The organism is Variovorax sp. 38R (assembly GCF_014843395.1).
In the GTDB taxonomy this organism is placed as follows: domain Bacteria; phylum Pseudomonadota; class Gammaproteobacteria; order Burkholderiales; family Burkholderiaceae_C; genus Variovorax; species Variovorax paradoxus_H.
The window spans coordinates 3520734-3536162 of sequence record NZ_CP062121.1; the positions used below are offsets into that span (position 1 = coordinate 3520734).

General features: G+C 66.5%; 14 protein-coding genes. 4 read left to right on the top strand and 10 right to left on the bottom strand.

Features of this window, described 5'->3' with window-relative positions; translation table 11 throughout:
- Together IG196_RS16185 and IG196_RS16190 are read right to left on the bottom strand one after the other, a co-directional pair.
- Positions 1-660, bottom strand: a complete 660-nt coding sequence (locus IG196_RS16185; RefSeq protein WP_062478105.1) for a response regulator transcription factor — start codon at positions 658-660, stop codon at positions 1-3.
- 63 nt (positions 661-723) lie between these two features.
- A complete protein-coding gene (locus IG196_RS16190) occupies positions 724-1494 on the bottom strand; it encodes an IclR family transcriptional regulator C-terminal domain-containing protein (protein WP_099789830.1) in 771 nt (256 codons plus the stop codon).
- Between the two features lie 154 nt (positions 1495-1648).
- Here IG196_RS16190 and pobA point away from each other — a divergent pair, with 154 nt between their 5' ends.
- Positions 1649-2830 carry a 4-hydroxybenzoate 3-monooxygenase gene (pobA, locus tag IG196_RS16195; RefSeq protein WP_192191938.1) on the top strand — a complete coding sequence of 394 codons (1182 nt, stop codon included), beginning with the start codon at positions 1649-1651 and terminating at the stop codon, positions 2828-2830.
- Here pobA and IG196_RS16200 read toward each other — a convergent pair.
- The 4 genes from IG196_RS16200 to IG196_RS16215 form a co-directional block, all read right to left on the bottom strand.
- A complete protein-coding gene (locus tag IG196_RS16200) occupies positions 2800-3225 on the bottom strand; it encodes an SRPBCC family protein (protein WP_192191939.1) in 426 nt (141 codons plus the stop codon). The two genes, pobA and IG196_RS16200, sit on opposite strands and share 31 nt — an antisense overlap.
- Positions 3226-3243: 18 nt before the next feature.
- Positions 3244-3606, bottom strand: coding sequence for a VOC family protein (locus tag IG196_RS16205; RefSeq protein WP_192191940.1), 363 nt, complete (start codon positions 3604-3606; stop codon positions 3244-3246).
- Positions 3585-4499 (bottom strand): helix-turn-helix domain-containing protein, encoded by a 915-nt coding sequence (locus tag IG196_RS16210; protein ID WP_192191941.1) that lies wholly within the window; start codon positions 4497-4499, stop codon positions 3585-3587. Before IG196_RS16210 ends, IG196_RS16205 begins: the two co-directional genes overlap by 22 nt.
- 139 nt (positions 4500-4638) lie before the next feature.
- Entirely contained in the window at positions 4639-6969 is a 2331-nt protein-coding gene (locus IG196_RS16215) for a xanthine dehydrogenase family protein molybdopterin-binding subunit (protein ID WP_192191942.1), read from the bottom strand.
- 225 nt (positions 6970-7194) lie between these two features.
- Between IG196_RS16215 and aat the strand changes: the two genes are divergently transcribed.
- From aat to IG196_RS16230, 3 genes are read left to right on the top strand one after another with little or no spacing between them, the layout of a single operon-like run.
- Positions 7195-7950 carry a leucyl/phenylalanyl-tRNA--protein transferase gene (gene aat / locus IG196_RS16220; RefSeq protein ID WP_192191943.1) on the top strand — a complete coding sequence of 252 codons (756 nt, stop codon included), beginning with the start codon at positions 7195-7197 and terminating at the stop codon, positions 7948-7950.
- Between the two features lie 6 nt (positions 7951-7956).
- Complete coding sequence (locus IG196_RS16225; protein ID WP_192191944.1) at positions 7957-8706, top strand: arginyltransferase; 750 nt, start codon at positions 7957-7959, stop codon at positions 8704-8706.
- A 31-nt stretch (positions 8707-8737) separates the two neighbouring features.
- On the top strand, positions 8738-9562 hold the full coding sequence (locus IG196_RS16230; RefSeq protein ID WP_192191945.1) for an IclR family transcriptional regulator: 825 nt from the start codon (positions 8738-8740) through the stop codon (positions 9560-9562).
- 103 nt (positions 9563-9665) lie between these two features.
- On the opposite strand, the gene IG196_RS16235 is transcribed toward IG196_RS16230, so the two are convergent.
- The 4 genes from IG196_RS16235 to pssA form a co-directional block, all read right to left on the bottom strand.
- Positions 9666-10829 carry a serine hydrolase gene (locus tag IG196_RS16235; protein ID WP_101491847.1) on the bottom strand — a complete coding sequence of 388 codons (1164 nt, stop codon included), beginning with the start codon at positions 10827-10829 and terminating at the stop codon, positions 9666-9668.
- A 117-nt stretch (positions 10830-10946) separates the two neighbouring features.
- Positions 10947-12485 (bottom strand): 2-isopropylmalate synthase, encoded by a 1539-nt coding sequence (locus IG196_RS16240; RefSeq protein WP_099789844.1) that lies wholly within the window; start codon positions 12483-12485, stop codon positions 10947-10949.
- Positions 12486-12609: 124 nt separating this feature from the next.
- Positions 12610-14313, bottom strand: coding sequence for a 2-isopropylmalate synthase (leuA, locus tag IG196_RS16245; protein ID WP_192191946.1), 1704 nt, complete (start codon positions 14311-14313; stop codon positions 12610-12612).
- Positions 14314-14522: 209 nt separating this feature from the next.
- On the bottom strand, positions 14523-15347 hold the full coding sequence (gene pssA / locus IG196_RS16250; RefSeq protein WP_056580207.1) for a CDP-diacylglycerol--serine O-phosphatidyltransferase: 825 nt from the start codon (positions 15345-15347) through the stop codon (positions 14523-14525).
- Between the last annotated feature and the right edge of the window lie 82 nt (positions 15348-15429).

Consider the following 15429-nt stretch of genomic DNA (forward strand, 5'->3'; position numbering starts at 1 on the left):
TCATGCCTTGGGCACCATGTAGCCGACGCCGCGCACGTTGCGGATGAGCTCGGCGCCCAGCTTCTTGCGCAGGCCGTGCACATAGACCTCGACCGCATTGCTGCTGATCTCGTCTTTCCAGCCGTAGAGCTTTTCTTCGAGCTGCGCGCGCGAGAGCACCATGCCCGGGCGGGCCAGCAGCGGCTCGAGCACCGCCCATTCGCGCGCCGACAGCACGACCGGTTCGCCGTTCACCGCGACCTCGCGCGTGGCGGGGTTGATGCTCACGCCCATGTGCTCGTACACCGGTTCTGCGCGCCCGGATGCGCGCCGCAGCAAGGCCCGGATGCGCGCCAGCAGCTCGTCGAGGTCATAGGGCTTGAGCACGTAGTCGTCGGCGCCGGCATCGAGGCCTTCGATGCGCTGCTGCACCGAGTCGCGCGCGGTGGCGATCAGCACCGGCATGCGCTGCTTGCGCGCACGCAGGGCGCGCAGCACTTCCAGGCCGTCACGCCGCGGCACGCCCAGGTCGAGCAGCACGAGGTCGTACTGCTGCGTGCGCAATGCCGATTCGGCTGCATCGCCGTCTTTCACCCAATCGACGGCGTACTGCTCGGCCCGCAACAGGTCGAGCACGGCCTCGCCGATCATCACGTCGTCTTCGAGAAGCAGGAGTCGCATGGTGGATGTCCGTTGTCGGGGGTTCGAGGCCGCGCCGGCGCCGAAAGTTCAGCGCGCCTCAGTTCACAGGAGGGAGCGCACTTCGCGTGCCGCCTCGAACAGCAGCGGCAGCATCTCGCGCTGCAAGGTCTCTTCCTGGTAGCGCGTGCCCGACAACACCACGTTGAGCGCGGCCACCGTGTGACCTTGCATGTCGCGCAGCGGCACCGCGAGCGCCTGCACGCCGAGTTCGTGTTCTTCGCTGGCAAAGCAGTAGTCGTCCTTGCGCACCTGCACGATCCGCTGGCGCAAGGCGCGCGCCTGGGTGAGGGTCTGCGGCGTGAGCCGCGCCAAGTGCCGCCCCTTGAGCCACTGGGTGAGCTGCGTGGCAGGCATCGCGGCCAGCAGCACGCGCCCCGTCGAGGTGGCGTGGGCCGGCAGGCGCGCACCGAGGTGCAGGCCGTAGGCCAACACGCGCGTCGGCGTGCCATAGCTGCCGCTGCGCGCGACGATGACCACCTCTTCACCGTCGAGCACCACGGCCGAGAACGACTCGCCCGTTTGCGCCGCGAGCCGGTTCAGCGTGGGCTGCAACGCGCGCGGCAGGCGCGACGAGGCCAGATAACTGCCCGAGAAGCGCAGCACCTTCGGTGCCATCCAGAAGTAGCTGCCGTCGGTTTCCAGGTAACCCAGGTGGGCCAGCGTGAGCAGGTGGCGCCGGGCGGCGGCGCGTGTGAGGCCGGCGCGCTCGGCCGCCAGCGTGGCGTTGAGGCGCTGGCGCTCGGTGTCGAAGCTTTCGAGCACCGCCATCCCCTTGGCGATGCCCTCGATGAAGTCGGCGCGGGCGATGGTCATTCGTCGTCGGGAGTTCGTCGTGGGTCGGTCGGCTGAAGAAGTGTTGCGCGATGATCGCGCACGCGTTCGCATGATCGCACAGAGCCTCGCCGACCACCGCCCCAACCGGCCGGGTGCGCCCTACGCTTCGCAAAACCCTTTCGGAGACACGAACATGCGCACCCAGGTCGCCATCATCGGCGCAGGCCCCGCCGGCCTTCTGCTCGGCCAGCTGCTGCACAAGGCAGGCATCGACAACATCATCGTGGAGCGCCAGAGCGGCGACTACGTGCTGGGCCGCATCCGCGCCGGCGTGCTCGAACAGGTCACGATGGACCTGCTGGTGCGTGCAGGCGTCGACACCCGCGCCAAGGCCGAGGGCCTGCCGCACGACGGCATCGAGCTGCTGTTCAAGGGCGCGCGCCACCGCATCGACATGCATGGCCTCACGGGCGGCAAGCAGGTGACGGTGTACGGCCAGACCGAGGTGACGCGCGACCTGATGGAAGCGCGCACGGCCGAAGGCCTCACCACCATCTACAGCGCGGCGAACGTGAGTCTGCGCGACTTCGACACTGGCCGCCCGCGCGTGCGCTACGAAAAGGACGGCCAGACGCACGAGATCGAGTGCGACTTCATCGCCGGCTGCGACGGCTACCACGGCGTGAGCCGCGCCAGCGTGCCTGCCGACGCGATCCAGACCTACGAGAAGGTCTACCCCTTCGGCTGGCTCGGCGTGCTGGCCGACGTGCCGCCGGTGTCGCACGAACTCATCTACGCCAACACCGAACGCGGCTTTGCGCTGTGCAGCATGCGCAGCGCCACGCGCTCACGCTACTACGTGCAGGTGCCGACCGAAGAGAAGGTGGAGAACTGGAGCGATGAAGCCTTCTGGAACGAACTGCGCGCGCGCCTCGACCCCGAAGCGCGCGAACGCCTGGTGACCGGCCCGTCGCTCGAAAAGAGCATTGCGCCGTTGCGCAGCTTCGTGGCCGAGCCGATGCGCTTCGGCTCGCTGTTTCTGGCGGGCGACGCCGCGCACATCGTGCCGCCGACCGGCGCCAAGGGGCTCAACCTCGCGACCGCCGACGTGGGGTACCTCTCGCGCGCCATGGAGATTTTCTACAACGAGAAGTCGGCCTCGGCGCTGGACCGTTATTCCGACCTGTGCCTGCGCCGGGTCTGGAAGGCCGAGCGCTTCTCGTGGTGGTTCACCTCGCTGATGCACCGTTTTCCCGAGACGGGCGCCTTCGGCCAGAAGATCCAGGAAGCCGAGCTCGACTACCTCGTGCATTCGCGCGCGGCGTCCACCGCGCTGGCGGAAAACTACGTGGGGCTGCCGCTCGAAGACTTCTGAGCGCGCTCCAGCGCCTGCTTCATCGCAGCGCCGCCGTGCGCCATCATGGGTTCGATGTACGCCGCGAGCCCGTCGGGCAGCACGTCGGTGATCCAGACGAAGCGCGAGCGGCCTTCACCAGCCGCGAACACCTGGGCCGATGCGTGGTGGTGCGTGGCCTTGCCGTCGGTCACGGTGTAAGCCAGGCGGTGGTGCTCGTCGTCGAGGGCCACGAGCAGCTCGCGCGCCACGAGGCCGTTGGCAAAGTGGACGATGCGGGCGCCCTGCCCGTCGAGTTCGCAGCCGGTGAGAAAGCCCGGCGCGAGGCGCGTGTGGACGGCACCGAAATCGCGCAGCGCGTCCCACACCTGCGCCACATCAAGCTCGACGATGAATTCCTTGTAGATGGTGGCCATGGGTCGGTGCCTTTCGTGTCAGGGACAAACGGCCTCGACGTTGTTGCCGTCGGGGTCGATGAGGAAGGCCGCGTAGTAGGTCGGGCTGTAGTCGGCGCGCGGCCCTGCGCCGCCGTTGTCGGTGCCGCCGGCTTTCAAACCGGCCTTGTGGAAGGCCTCGACGGCCGCGTGGTCGGGCGCGCGGAACGCGATGTGCGTGCCCGGGCCTTTGGCATCTTTCGCGGCGTAGAGCCACAGGGCCGGTTCACCGGCGGGGCCGAGGCCGGCGTAGCTTTCGTCGTCGTGGGAGCCCAGCACGTGGCCGAGCGGCGCGAGCGCGGCTTCGTAGAAGCGCCGGCTCGCGGCGAGGTCTTTGACTTTCAGTCCGATGTGGTCGTACATGGCGATGACTTCCTGCTTGAAGGGTGGATCAAGCGGTCATCGTGAAGCAGCGCGGCCAGGCGGTCTTGGAAAATCTTGCGGTCGCCCTTGGCAGCGAGCCGGAAGCCGCGTGGCGACACGCCGGCCGCGCGGTGGAAGGTGCGCACGAAGTTGCTCAGGTCGGCAAAGCCGGCCTCGAAGGCGACCTCGGTCACGGGAAGGTCGCTGTCCGCCAGCAGGCGCGCCGCGCGGCGCAGCCGGGAGCGCACGAGGTACTGGTGTGGCGTGACGCCGAGCACCTGGGAGAACAGACGCAGGAAATGGAAGGCGCTCAGGCCCGCCTGGGCGGCCGCGTCTTCCAGGCCGATCTCGCCTGCGGCGTGGGCTTCGATCCACGTCGCGGCCTCGACTGCGCGGCGGCGGTCGCGCGGCGTGGCCGACGGCGGCGCTTTGGGCTTGCCGCGCCCTTTCACCACGTCGAGGAAACGGCTGGCGAAGCCCATGCCCAGCTCGTCCAGGCCCACGTCGCTGCCGCCTTCGACCGCGACCTGTGCGAGCTCGCCGAGCACCATGAGTTCGGGCAGCGGCGGCAGCCCCGAGGCATGCCAGCTGCGCCGGTCGCCGCCGATCAGGTCGACGAAGCCTGGCGAGAAGTGGAACGACAGGCACTCGTCGCCGCAGGCGAAGTGCTCGTGGGTGCAGACGTAGTCGTCGCCCGGTGCGCCGACCAAGACCGAGCCGGCCACCAGTTCGTAGTCGCGGCCGAGCGCACGACAACCGAAGCTGCCTTTGCGCACGTACGAGACCGAGTGCGTCTCGTGCATCTCGGTGAACGGCGCCGCGCCGACGCCCGCATCGCAGCGGTAGGTCGAGACGCGGATCGCGTCGGTCTGCAGTTCGGTGGTGACGTGCATGGCACTTCCACCCGTTAAGAAAGCCCCCGCTCCGTCCAGGAACACCGCGGAACCGGCTTTGCCGGGCCGCAGGTGTTGCCCCCGGTAGGGGGTTGGCGAAGCGACACGAAGTGCGCGCAGCCTGGGGGCGAGCTCATGACTAGTCGATGGTCTGCATGGCCTGCCAGACCCGCGATGGGCTCAGCGGCATGTGCAGGCGAGGCGCGCGGGCACCGAGGCCGTTGCGTGCGAAGGCATCGGCCACCGCGTTGACGATGGCCGGCGTGGCGCCGATGGTGCCCAGCTCGCCGACGCCCTTCACGCCCAGCGGGTTGTTCTTGCAGGGCGTCGATTCGTCCATTTCCATCTGGAACATGGTGTCGACGATGTCGGCGCGCGGCGCGACGTAGTCCATCAGGCTGCCGGTCACGGGCTGGCCGGTTTCGGTGTCGTAGACCACCTGCTCGTACAGCGCCTGCCCGATGCCCTGCACCGCGCCGCCTTCGAGCTGGCCGCGCACGATCATCGGGTTGACCACGCGGCCCACGTCATTGACGGAGCTGTAGGCCACGACGCTGATTTCGCCGGTGGGCGGATCGAGTTCGATCTCGCAGATGTGGCAGCCGTTGGGCCAGCTCGGGCCGGCCACGGTGCTGGTGGAGTCAACGAAGATCTCGCGCCCCGGCTGCTTGGCGGCCAGGGTGAACAGGTCGAGCTCGAGGTCGGTGCCGGCCACGATGAAGGTGCCGCGGCTGTAGACGATGTCGTCGATGGAAGCCTCGAACTCCTGCGCCGCGAGTTCGCGCGCCTTGTCGATGGTGCGCTCGGCACCGATGCGCACGGCCGAGCCGCCCGTGAAGAGCGAGCGCGAGCCGGCGCTGCCGAAGCCGTCGCCGCGGTCGGTGTCGCCGAGCACGACGCGCACCTTTTCAATGGGCACGCCGAAGGCATCGACGGCCAGCTGCGCGAGCGAGGTCGCAATGCCCTGCCCCATCGCGTTGACGGCCGAGAACACCTCGATCACGCCGTCGGCCTGCACCGAGACGGTCACGCGCTCTTCGAACACGTTGCCGCCAGTCCATTCGAGAAATGTGGCAATGCCCAGGCCGCGTTGCTTGCCGCGCGCCGCCGACTCGGCCGCGCGGGCCTCGAAGCCCTGCCAGTCGGCCAGTTGCAGCGCCTGGTCCATCACCGACTCGAACTGGCCGGTGTCGTAGGTCTGCGCCATCGGGTTCTTGTAGGGCATCTGCTCGGGGCGGATGAAGTTGCGCCGGCGCAGCGCGATGCGGTCGATGCCGGTCTGGCGTGCGGCCTCGTCCATCAGGCGCTCGATGGTGAAGATGGCCTCGGGCCGGCCCGCGCCGCGGTAGGCGCCGGTGGGCGCGGTGTTGGTGAGCACCGCCTTGAAATGGAAGTCGATGGTCTGGATGTCGTAGACGCTGGTCTGCACCCAGGGGCCGATCAGCAGCTGGATCGCGACACCGGTGCCGGTGGCATAGGCGCCCACGTTGGCGAGCGTCTTGATGCGCAGGGCGAGGATTTTGCCGTCGGCGTCGAGCGCCATTTCGGCGCGCGCCTCGATGTCCCGGCCGTGCGCGCTCGAGAGGAACTCTTCGCTGCGGTCGGCCACCCACTTCACGGGCCGGCCCACCTGCAGTGCGGCGTAGGCGACGGCGATGTCTTCAGGGTAGGCGCCGGTCTTCATGCCGAAACCGCCGCCGACGTCACCCACGACCACGCGCACTTTTTCTTTCGCAAGGCCGATGGCCGCGCAGACCGAATCGCGCACGCCGGACGGCATCTGGGTGCTCATGCGGATCGTGAGGCGGTCGGTCTTGCTGTCGTGCGTGGCGAGCACGGCGCGCGGCTCGATGGTGAGCGCAACGACGCGCTGGTTGTTCACGTCCAGCGCAATCACGTGAGCGGCGCGCTCGAATGCGGCGGTGGCGGCTTCGCTGCTGCCGTGGCGCATCTCGGCGGCGATGTTGCCCGTGGCCTCGTCGCACAGGAGCGGCGCACCGTCGGCAGTGGCGCCAGGGAGGTCGACCACCATCGGCAGTTCTTCGTAGTCGACCACGACAGCCTCGGCCGCGTCGCGCGCCTGCTGCACGGTGTCGGCAATGACGCACGCCACCGGTTCGCCGACGAAGCGCGCACGTTCGTGCGCCATGGCGCGGCGCGGCGGGCTGGCGCTGTCGCTGCCGTCCGCGCGCTTGAAGCCTGCGGCGCCGGGCATCGGCTTGACGCCGGCTTCGGCCAGGTCGGCCCCGGTGATCACGCGCAGCACGCCGGGCATGCCGACGGCCGCGGACGTGTCGATGGACACGATGCGCGCATGCGGGTACGGGGAGCGGAGAAAAACGAGATGCGCCTGCTCGGAGAGCGTGACGTCGTCGGTGTAACGGCCGGCGCCTGCGAGCAGGCTTTCATCCTCGAGGCGGCGCACCGCCTGGCCGCTGCCGAAGCGCGTGGGGTTGGGTTCAGTGGTCAACGTGGTCCTCTTGTGCTGATCCCCGGCGCCCTGCTCATGCCTGCCGGATCCGCTGTGGTACTGCGAAAGCAAGCTGAGCACTATAGGTTTTTCGACGGGTCTTGTGGGTTGTCTCTTGTGCCATCGGCGGTGGCACCCGGGCCGCAGCCTTGTGGACTGTTCCCGTGTGAGCGGGATTTTCCCTCAAGTGGCGGGCGTTGCGAGAAGCCGTGTATACCTGCAACCATGCGACAACTGCCTTGGCTCGAACCCGGAGACACACTGCCCGACCCCGCGTCGGCATGGGACGAAAGAGACCCCGTGCCCGGCCTGCTGGCGGCCGGCGGATCGCTCGATGTCGATACTTTGATGCAGGCCTACGGCCGCTGCGTTTTCCCGTGGTTCAGCGACGACCAGCCCATCCTGTGGTGGAGCCCCGACCCACGCATGGTGCTGCGGGTGAACGACTTCCGGCTGCATCGCTCGCTGCGCAAGACCCTGAGCCGATTCGCCATGACGCCCGGCTGCGAGCTGCGCGTCGATCACGATTTTGGAACGGTGATCCAGGCATGTTCGCAGTCGGCGCGCGCCGGCCAGTCGGGCACGTGGATCGTGCCGGACATGGTGCAGGCCTATACGGATTTGCACCGCGCCGGGCATGCACACAGCGTCGAAACCTGGATCGACGGCGAGTTGGCGGGCGGACTTTATTGCGTGGCGCTGGGCCAGGCGGTGTTCGGCGAGTCGATGTTCACGCGCCGGCCCGACGCCTCGAAGATCGCGCTGGCCGGCCTGGTCGCGCTGTGTCGCCGTGCTGGTGTCGAAATGATCGACTGCCAGCAGAACACCGCGCACCTGGCCAGCCTCGGCGCCCGCGAAATGCCGCGCGCGCGCTTTGTCGCGCATGTGGCCAAGGCCCGAAAACAGGACGGGCCACAGTGGCAATTCGACCCCGTATACTGGTCCGAACTCCTTTCCGAGCGACCTTCTCTTTCGACGTGACGTGACGTGACGCACCTCAAGGATCTTCCGCTTCACACGCTGCAGTTCTACGCGACGGCGCCCTATCCCTGCAGCTACCTGCCGGATCGCCAGGCCCGCTCGCAGGTGGCCACGCCCAGCCATCTGATCCACAACGACGCGTATTCCGACTTGGTGCTCAGCGGCTTCCGGCGCAGCGGCATGTTCACCTACCGGCCGTATTGCGACGGCTGCCGCGCCTGCATTCCGCTGCGCGTGCTGGCTCACAGCTTCCAGCCGAACCGCAGCCAGCGGCGCACGGCCAAACAGCACGCCGACCTGCAGGCCCGCGTGCTCAAGCTGTGCTTCGTGCCCGAGCACTACCAGCTCTACCTGCGCTACCAGACCGGTCGCCACTCGGGCGGCGGCATGGACCACGACAGCATCGACCAGTACACGCAGTTTTTGCTGCAAAGCCGCGTCAACTCGCGGCTGGTCGAGTTCCGCGAAACCCTGCCCGACGGCAGCCCAGGCGCGCTGAAGATGGTGTCGATCCTCGACGTGCTCAGCGACGGAATCTCGGCCGTCTACACCTTCTACGAGCCCGAGGACGGCGCCGGCTACGGCACCTACAGCGTGCTCTGGCAGATCGAGCAGGCCCGCAAGCTGGGCCTGCCGCACGTCTACCTGGGCTACTGGATCGAGCACAGCGCCAAGATGAACTACAAGGCGCGCTTTTCCCCGCACGAAGTGTTGGTGGACGGCCACTGGCAGGCATCCGGCAATTTCACAAGGTAAAATTGGCGTCCGGTCATCACCGCCCAGCGCCATGAGAAAAAACCTATCCGACGTTCCCGCCACTCCCGTCATCCAGGTCATCGAGCGCATGTTCTCGCTGATCGATGTCCTCGCCTCGCGCGAAGAGGCCATTTCGCTGAAGGAAATCAGCGAAAAGACGGGGCTTCACCCGTCGACCACGCACCGCATCCTCAATGACCTCGCGGTCGGTCGTTTTGTCGACCGCCCGGAAGCTGGCAGCTACCGCCTCGGCATGCGCCTGCTGGAGTTGGGCAACCTGGTCAAGGGCCGCCTGAACGTGCGCGACGCGGCCCTGGGCCCGATGCGCGAGCTGCACAAGCTCACCCAGCAGCCGGTCAACCTCAGCATGCGCCAGGGCGACGAGATCGTGTACATCGAGCGCGCCTACAGCGAACGCTCGGGCATGCAGGTGGTGCGCGCCATCGGCGGCCGTGCCGCCCTGCACCTGACCTCGACCGGCAAGCTGTTCCTGGCCGCCGATGACGCACAGCGTGTGCGCAGCTACGCCACACGCACCGGCCTGGCCGGCCACACCCGCAACAGCATCACCCAGCTGCCCGCGCTCGAGCGCGAGCTGTCGAAGGCGCGCCAGTACGGCATCGCCCGCGACAACGAAGAACTGGAACTGGGCGTACGCTGCATGGCCGCCGGCATCTACGACGACCAGGGCAAGCTGGTGGCAGGCCTGTCGATCTCGGCCCCGGCCGATCGCCTCGACGAAGGCTGGCTGCCCAAGCTGCAGGCGACCGCCAACGAAATCTCGGGCGCGCTGGGCTTCAAGGACGGCATGGCCGCAACGCCTGCGTCGGGCGCGAACGTGACAACGGGCGCCTGAGCGCCCGTTTTCTTTCGACTCTTTCTTCTCTCTTCCCGGCGAGTCAGCCGGTGGGCCCTTCACAAGGGCAGCAGGCAGGCCGTTGAACGGCCTCCCCGCTCAATTAGCCAGCGACCTGGAAGCCGCGCGGACCCGATACGGCGTGCGTGGCCTCAACCCAGCGGCGAACCCGCTCGGCGTCGGCGATGCGGCTGAACTTGCCGGCCGAATCCAGGAACACCATGATCAGCTTGCGCCCGGCCACCTTGGCTTGCATCACAAGGCACTGGCCGGCTTCGGAGATGTAGCCGGTCTTCTGCAGGCCGATGTCCCACTCGGGGCTGCGCACGAGGCGGTTGGTGGTGTTGAACTGCAGCACGCGGTTGCCGACTTCGACCTGGTATTCAGGCGACGTGGACAGCGAACGCACCGTGGCGTCGGAATAGGCTGCGTTGACCAGCAGCGCCAGGTCTTGCGCGCTCGACTGGTTGCGGCTCGACAGGCCCGTGGGCTCCACGTAGCGCGTGTCCTTCATGCCGAGCATGCGAGCCTTGGCATTCATGATGCTCACGAAGGTCGTGAGGCCGCCCGGGTAGGTGCGGCCCAGTGCGTGCGCGGCGCGGTTCTCACTCGACATCAGCGCCAGGTGCAGCAGCTCGCCGCGCGACAGCGTGGTGCCGACGGTCAGGCGCGAACGGCTGCCCTTTTCGGTGTCGACGTCGTCTTGCGTGATGGTGATGAGTTCGTCGTTCGGCAGACGGGCTTCGCTGATCAGCAGGCCGGTCATGAGCTTGGTGAGCGAGGCGATGGGCAGCACGGCGTGGTCGTTCTTGCTGAACAGCACTTCGTGGGTGTCCTGGTCGATCACCAGGGCGACGCTCGACTTCAGGTCGAGCACGTCTTCGGTGCCGTGCAAACCGGCCATCTGGCCGAAGGACTGGCGGGCCGGCGTCTCGACGCGCACCACCGAACGGCGCTGCACGGCGACGACGGTCTTGCCGTTCTTCTTGCGGATGGTGGCCACGACATTGCGGCCGCCGCGCACGACCTTGTCGGCCTGCTCGGTGCGGCCACCGCGCGCCACCTTGGAAGCCGACGCATTGCGCTTGGCTTCGACGGGAGCCTTCGCCTTCTTGGCGACGGCAGACTTGGCGGCAGCGGGTTTTTCCTTCTTCGCGGCCTGGGCGCCAGGCAGCAAAAACGCCGAGGCGCACAGCGCCACGGCGAGGAACTTGAAGGCGGGTAGGAACCGCTGGATGGAAACTCGACGTAGACGGGTTTCAGGCATCAATAAATCTCCAGCGGCAACAAACGAGGACCGCAGTGTATCCAAATCAAAAAAGGCACGCAATATCAGTTACTTGCATCCCCTTCTTCATTCGAATACCAAGGAACGCCTCAAAACCTAACCTTGTGCCGCCACTCTCTCAGCTTGGCTCTGTAACTTGTTGAGCGCACTCAAATAAGCCTTTGCCGAAGCGACCACGATGTCTGGGTCTGCGCCCACACCGTTGACCACCCGCCCTGCGTTTTGTAACCGGACTGTAACTTCTCCCTGGCTTTCCGTCGAGCCGCTGATGGCGTTTACAGAGTAAAGAACCATCTCTGCGCCGCTCTTGACATGGGCCTCGATGGCCTTGAGGGACGCATCGACCGGCCCGTTGCCGTCGGATTCGCTGGTGACCTCCTTGCCCTGGATCGTGAACACGATCTTGGCCTGGGGCCGTTCACCGGTTTCGCTGTGCTGGGAAAGAGAGACAAAAGCGAACTGTTCACCAACGTTTGACAACTCTTCCGCGCTGACCAGCGCCAGGATGTCTTCGTCGAAAATTTCAGACTTGCGGTCGGCCAGTTCCTTGAAGCGCGAGAACGCGGCGTTGACCTCGGTTTCGCTTTCCATCGTCACACCCAGGTCCTGCAGGCGCTGCTTGAAGGCGTTGCGACCGCTGAGCTTGCCCAGCACGATCTTGTTGGCGCTCCAGCCCACGTCTTCGGCCCGCATGATCTCGTAGGTGTCACGTGCCTTGAGCACGCCATCCTGGTGAATGCCCGAGGCGTGTGCGAAGGCGTTGGCGCCCACCACGGCCTTGTTGGGCTGCACCACGAACCCTGTGGTCTGGCTCACCATGCGGCTCGCGGCCACGATGTGCTGGGTGTCGATGTTCAGGTCGAGCCCGAAGTAGTCCCTGCGCGTCTTCACGGCCATGACCACTTCTTCGAGCGAGCAGTTGCCCGCGCGCTCGCCCAGGCCGTTGATGGTGCACTCGACCTGGCGCGCGCCGCCGATCTTCACGCCGGCCAGCGAATTCGCCACGGCCATGCCGAGGTCGTTGTGGCAATGCACCGACCAGATCGCCTTGTCGCTATTGGGAATGCGCTCGCGCAGCATCTTGATGAAGTTGCCGTACAGCTCGGGAATGGCGTAGCCGACGGTGTCGGGCACGTTGATGGTGGTGGCGCCCTCGTTGATCACAGTTTCGAGCACGCGGCACAGGAAGTCCGGGTCGCTGCGGTAGCCGTCTTCGGGGCTGAACTCGACGTCGGCGATCTGGTTGCGCGCAAAGCGCACGGCCAGCTTGGCCTGCTCATGCACCTCGTCGGGCGACATGCGCAGCTTCTTTTCCATGTGCAGCGGCGAGGTCGCGATGAAGGTGTGGATGCGCCCGCGCGCCGCGCCCTTCAGGGCCTCGGCCGCGCGTGCGATGTCGCGGTCGTTGGCACGCGAGAGACCGCACACCGTCGCGTCCTTGATCGCATTAGCGATGGCCTTCACGGCCTCGAAATCGCCGTTCGAGCTGGCCGGAAAGCCCGCTTCGATGACGTCGACCTTGAGCCGCTCCAGCAGCTTGGCGATGCGCAATTTTTCGTCGCGCGTCATCGAGGCGCCGGGCGACTGCTCGCCGTCGCGCAAGGTGGTGTCGAAAATAATGAGTTGGTCGGTCATCGTGGATCTCCTTGGGTTCTATTCAGCCGTCGATCAGGCCGGCGCCGGGCCGCTCCCAAGGCGGCCTGCGGCCCCCTCGGGGGGCAGCGACGACACGCAGTGCGAGAGCGTGGGGGTCATGCCTTCAGGCGACTTCAACCGCCGATTGTGCGCTGTGCGCGCCCCGGGTCCGCGCCCGCTGCACGCCCGACACGATCGCCTTCAGCGAGGCCGAGATCACGTTCGCGTCGATGCCGACACCGAACAGCGTCTGCGACTCGTCGACGCGCAGCTCGAGGTAGGCGACCGACTTGGCATCGGCGCCTGCGCCGATGGCGTGCTGGTGATAGTCCATGACGCGCACCGTGTGGCCGGTGGCCTGGCTCAGTGCCTGCGTGAAGGCGTCGATCGGGCCGTTGCCGCGTCCTTCGATGGCGCGTGTTTCACCATCCCAGGGCAGGTCGCCGCGCAGCACCACCGTGGCCTCGACGCCCTCGCCTTCTTCCTGGATCACGCGGTGCTGCAAGGCCTTGGCGGTCTCGATGCCGTATTCATTCACGAAGATCTGCCAGAGGTCGGCAGCGGTGAGCTCCTTGCCACCCGCATCCATCACGCGCTGCACGACCTGCATGAACTCCATCTGCAGGCGGCGCGGCATCTCGAGGCCGTACTCGCTCTCGAGCAGGTAGGCCATGCCACCCTTGCCCGACTGGCTGTTCACGCGGATCACGGCTTCGTAGCTGCGGCCCACGTCCTTCGGATCGATGGGGAGGTACGGGATGTCCCAGATGTCGCCGTCCTTGCGAGCGGCGAAGGCCTTCTTGATCGCGTCCTGGTGCGAGCCCGAGAACGAGGTGTAGACGAGGTCGCCTACATACGGATGACGCGGGTGTACGGGAATCTGGTTGCAGTGTTCGACCGTGGCGCGGATCTCGTCGATGTTCGAGAAGTCGAGCTCCGGCGAAACGCCCTGCGTGTAGAGATTGAGCGCGACGTTCACGAGGTCGAGGTTGCCGGTGCGCTCGCCGTTGCCGAAGAGACAGCCTTCGATGCGCTCGGCGCCCGCCATCAAGGCCAGCTCGCCGGCCGCCGTGCCCGTGCCGCGGTCGTTGTGCGGATGCACGCACAGCACGATCGAATCGCGACGTTCGAGGTTGCGGTGCATCCACTCGATCATGTCCGCGAAGATGTTCGGCGTGGAATGCTCGACCGTGGTGGGCAGGTTCACGATGCACTTGCGCTCGGGCGTCGGAGCCCACACCGCCGTGACCGCATCGACGACGCGCTTGGAGAAGACCACGTCGGTGCCCGAGAACATTTCGGGCGAGTACTGGAAGGTCCACTTCGTATTCGGCTGCCTGGCGGCGAAGTCGTTGAACATGCGGGCATGGCTGCTCGCGAGTTCGACGATCTGATCTTCGTCCATGCCGAGCACCACGCGGCGCATCACGGGGGCCACGGCGTTGTAGAGGTGGACGATGGCGCGCGGTGCGCCTTGCAAGGCTTCGAAGGTGCGTTCGATGAGATGGTCGCGTGCCTGCGTGAGCACCTGGATCGTCACGTCGTCGGGAATGCGGTCTTCTTCGATGAGCTTGCGCACGAAGTCGAATTCGACCTGCGACGCCGAGGGAAAGCCGACTTCGATTTCCTTGAAGCCGATGGCCACGAGGGTTTCGAACATGCGCATCTTGCGCGGGATGTCCATGGGCTCGACCAGCGCCTGGTTGCCATCGCGCAGGTCCGTCGACAGCCAGATCGGGGCCTTGGTCAGCACGGCGTCGGGCCAGGTGCGGTCCTTGAGGCCGATCGGTGCGAATGCGCGGTACTTGGCTTGAGGTTGCTTCAACATGTCGATTTCTCTGTGATGGTTGGAACTCAACCAGCAACCCCAAAAAGACAAACGGCCCGTTGCTGGTGCGAACGGGCCGTGATGAGGGATTAGCGCGTGCGCTACCGTCTCCGCCCGTGAGGGAGGGCTAGTAGGGCCAGCAGCGAAATCTTGGTCATGAGGGTTGCGAATGTAGCACAGCCTTCGCGGGCCTGTGAAGGCCCTGGACTTCAGTTGTGCAGCCCCCGCTCGTCGGGCTCTTCGGTCGAGGTGCTGATGACGCTCACCGGCTGGCCCTTGGCCTTGCGCCATGCGTACACCACGTAGCCGCTCAGGCCGTAGGCCACGAACAGGCTGAACAGCACCGTCGGCGGATGGATGTTGATGACCGCGATGCCCAGCGCGATCAGCACGATCACGACGAAGGGCACACTCTTCTTCATCTGGACGTCCTTGAAGCTGTAGAACGGCGCATTGGTGACCATCGAGAGGCCGGCATAAAGCGTGAATGCAAAAGTGATCCACGTGATCTGCGTCCACGAGAGATACAGCACCTCGCCGCCGCGCTTGCCCCACTCGGTCATGAGCCAGATGAAGCCCGCCACGAGTGCTGCGGCCGCCGGCGACGGCAACCCCTGGAACCAGCGCTTGTCGACCACGCCCGTGTTGACGTTGAAGCGCGCGAGCCGCAGTGCCGCGCAGGCGCAGTACACGAAGGCGGCAATCCAGCCCCAGCGTCCCAGCCCCTTGAGCGACCATTCGTAGGCGATGAGCGCCGGCGCGGCGCCGAACGACACCATGTCGGACAGCGAGTCCATTTGCTCACCGAACGCGCTCTGCGTGTTGGTCATGCGCGCAACGCGGCCGTCGAGACTGTCGAGGATCATCGCGGCGAAGACGCCGAGCGCGGCGAGGTCGAAGCGCGCGTTCATGGCCATCACGACCGAGTAGAAGCCGCCGAACAACGCCGCCAGCGTGAACAGGTTCGGCAGGATATAGATGCCCTTGCGACGCTTGCGCGGCTGCACATCGTCGGGGAGCGTGTCGTCATGCATTGAAATGGCCTCCGTCCCTCGTGGGAACTGCCCGGTCAGCTATCCATTCGATAGCGTCTTGGTCTGTGAATCGCATGCTTCG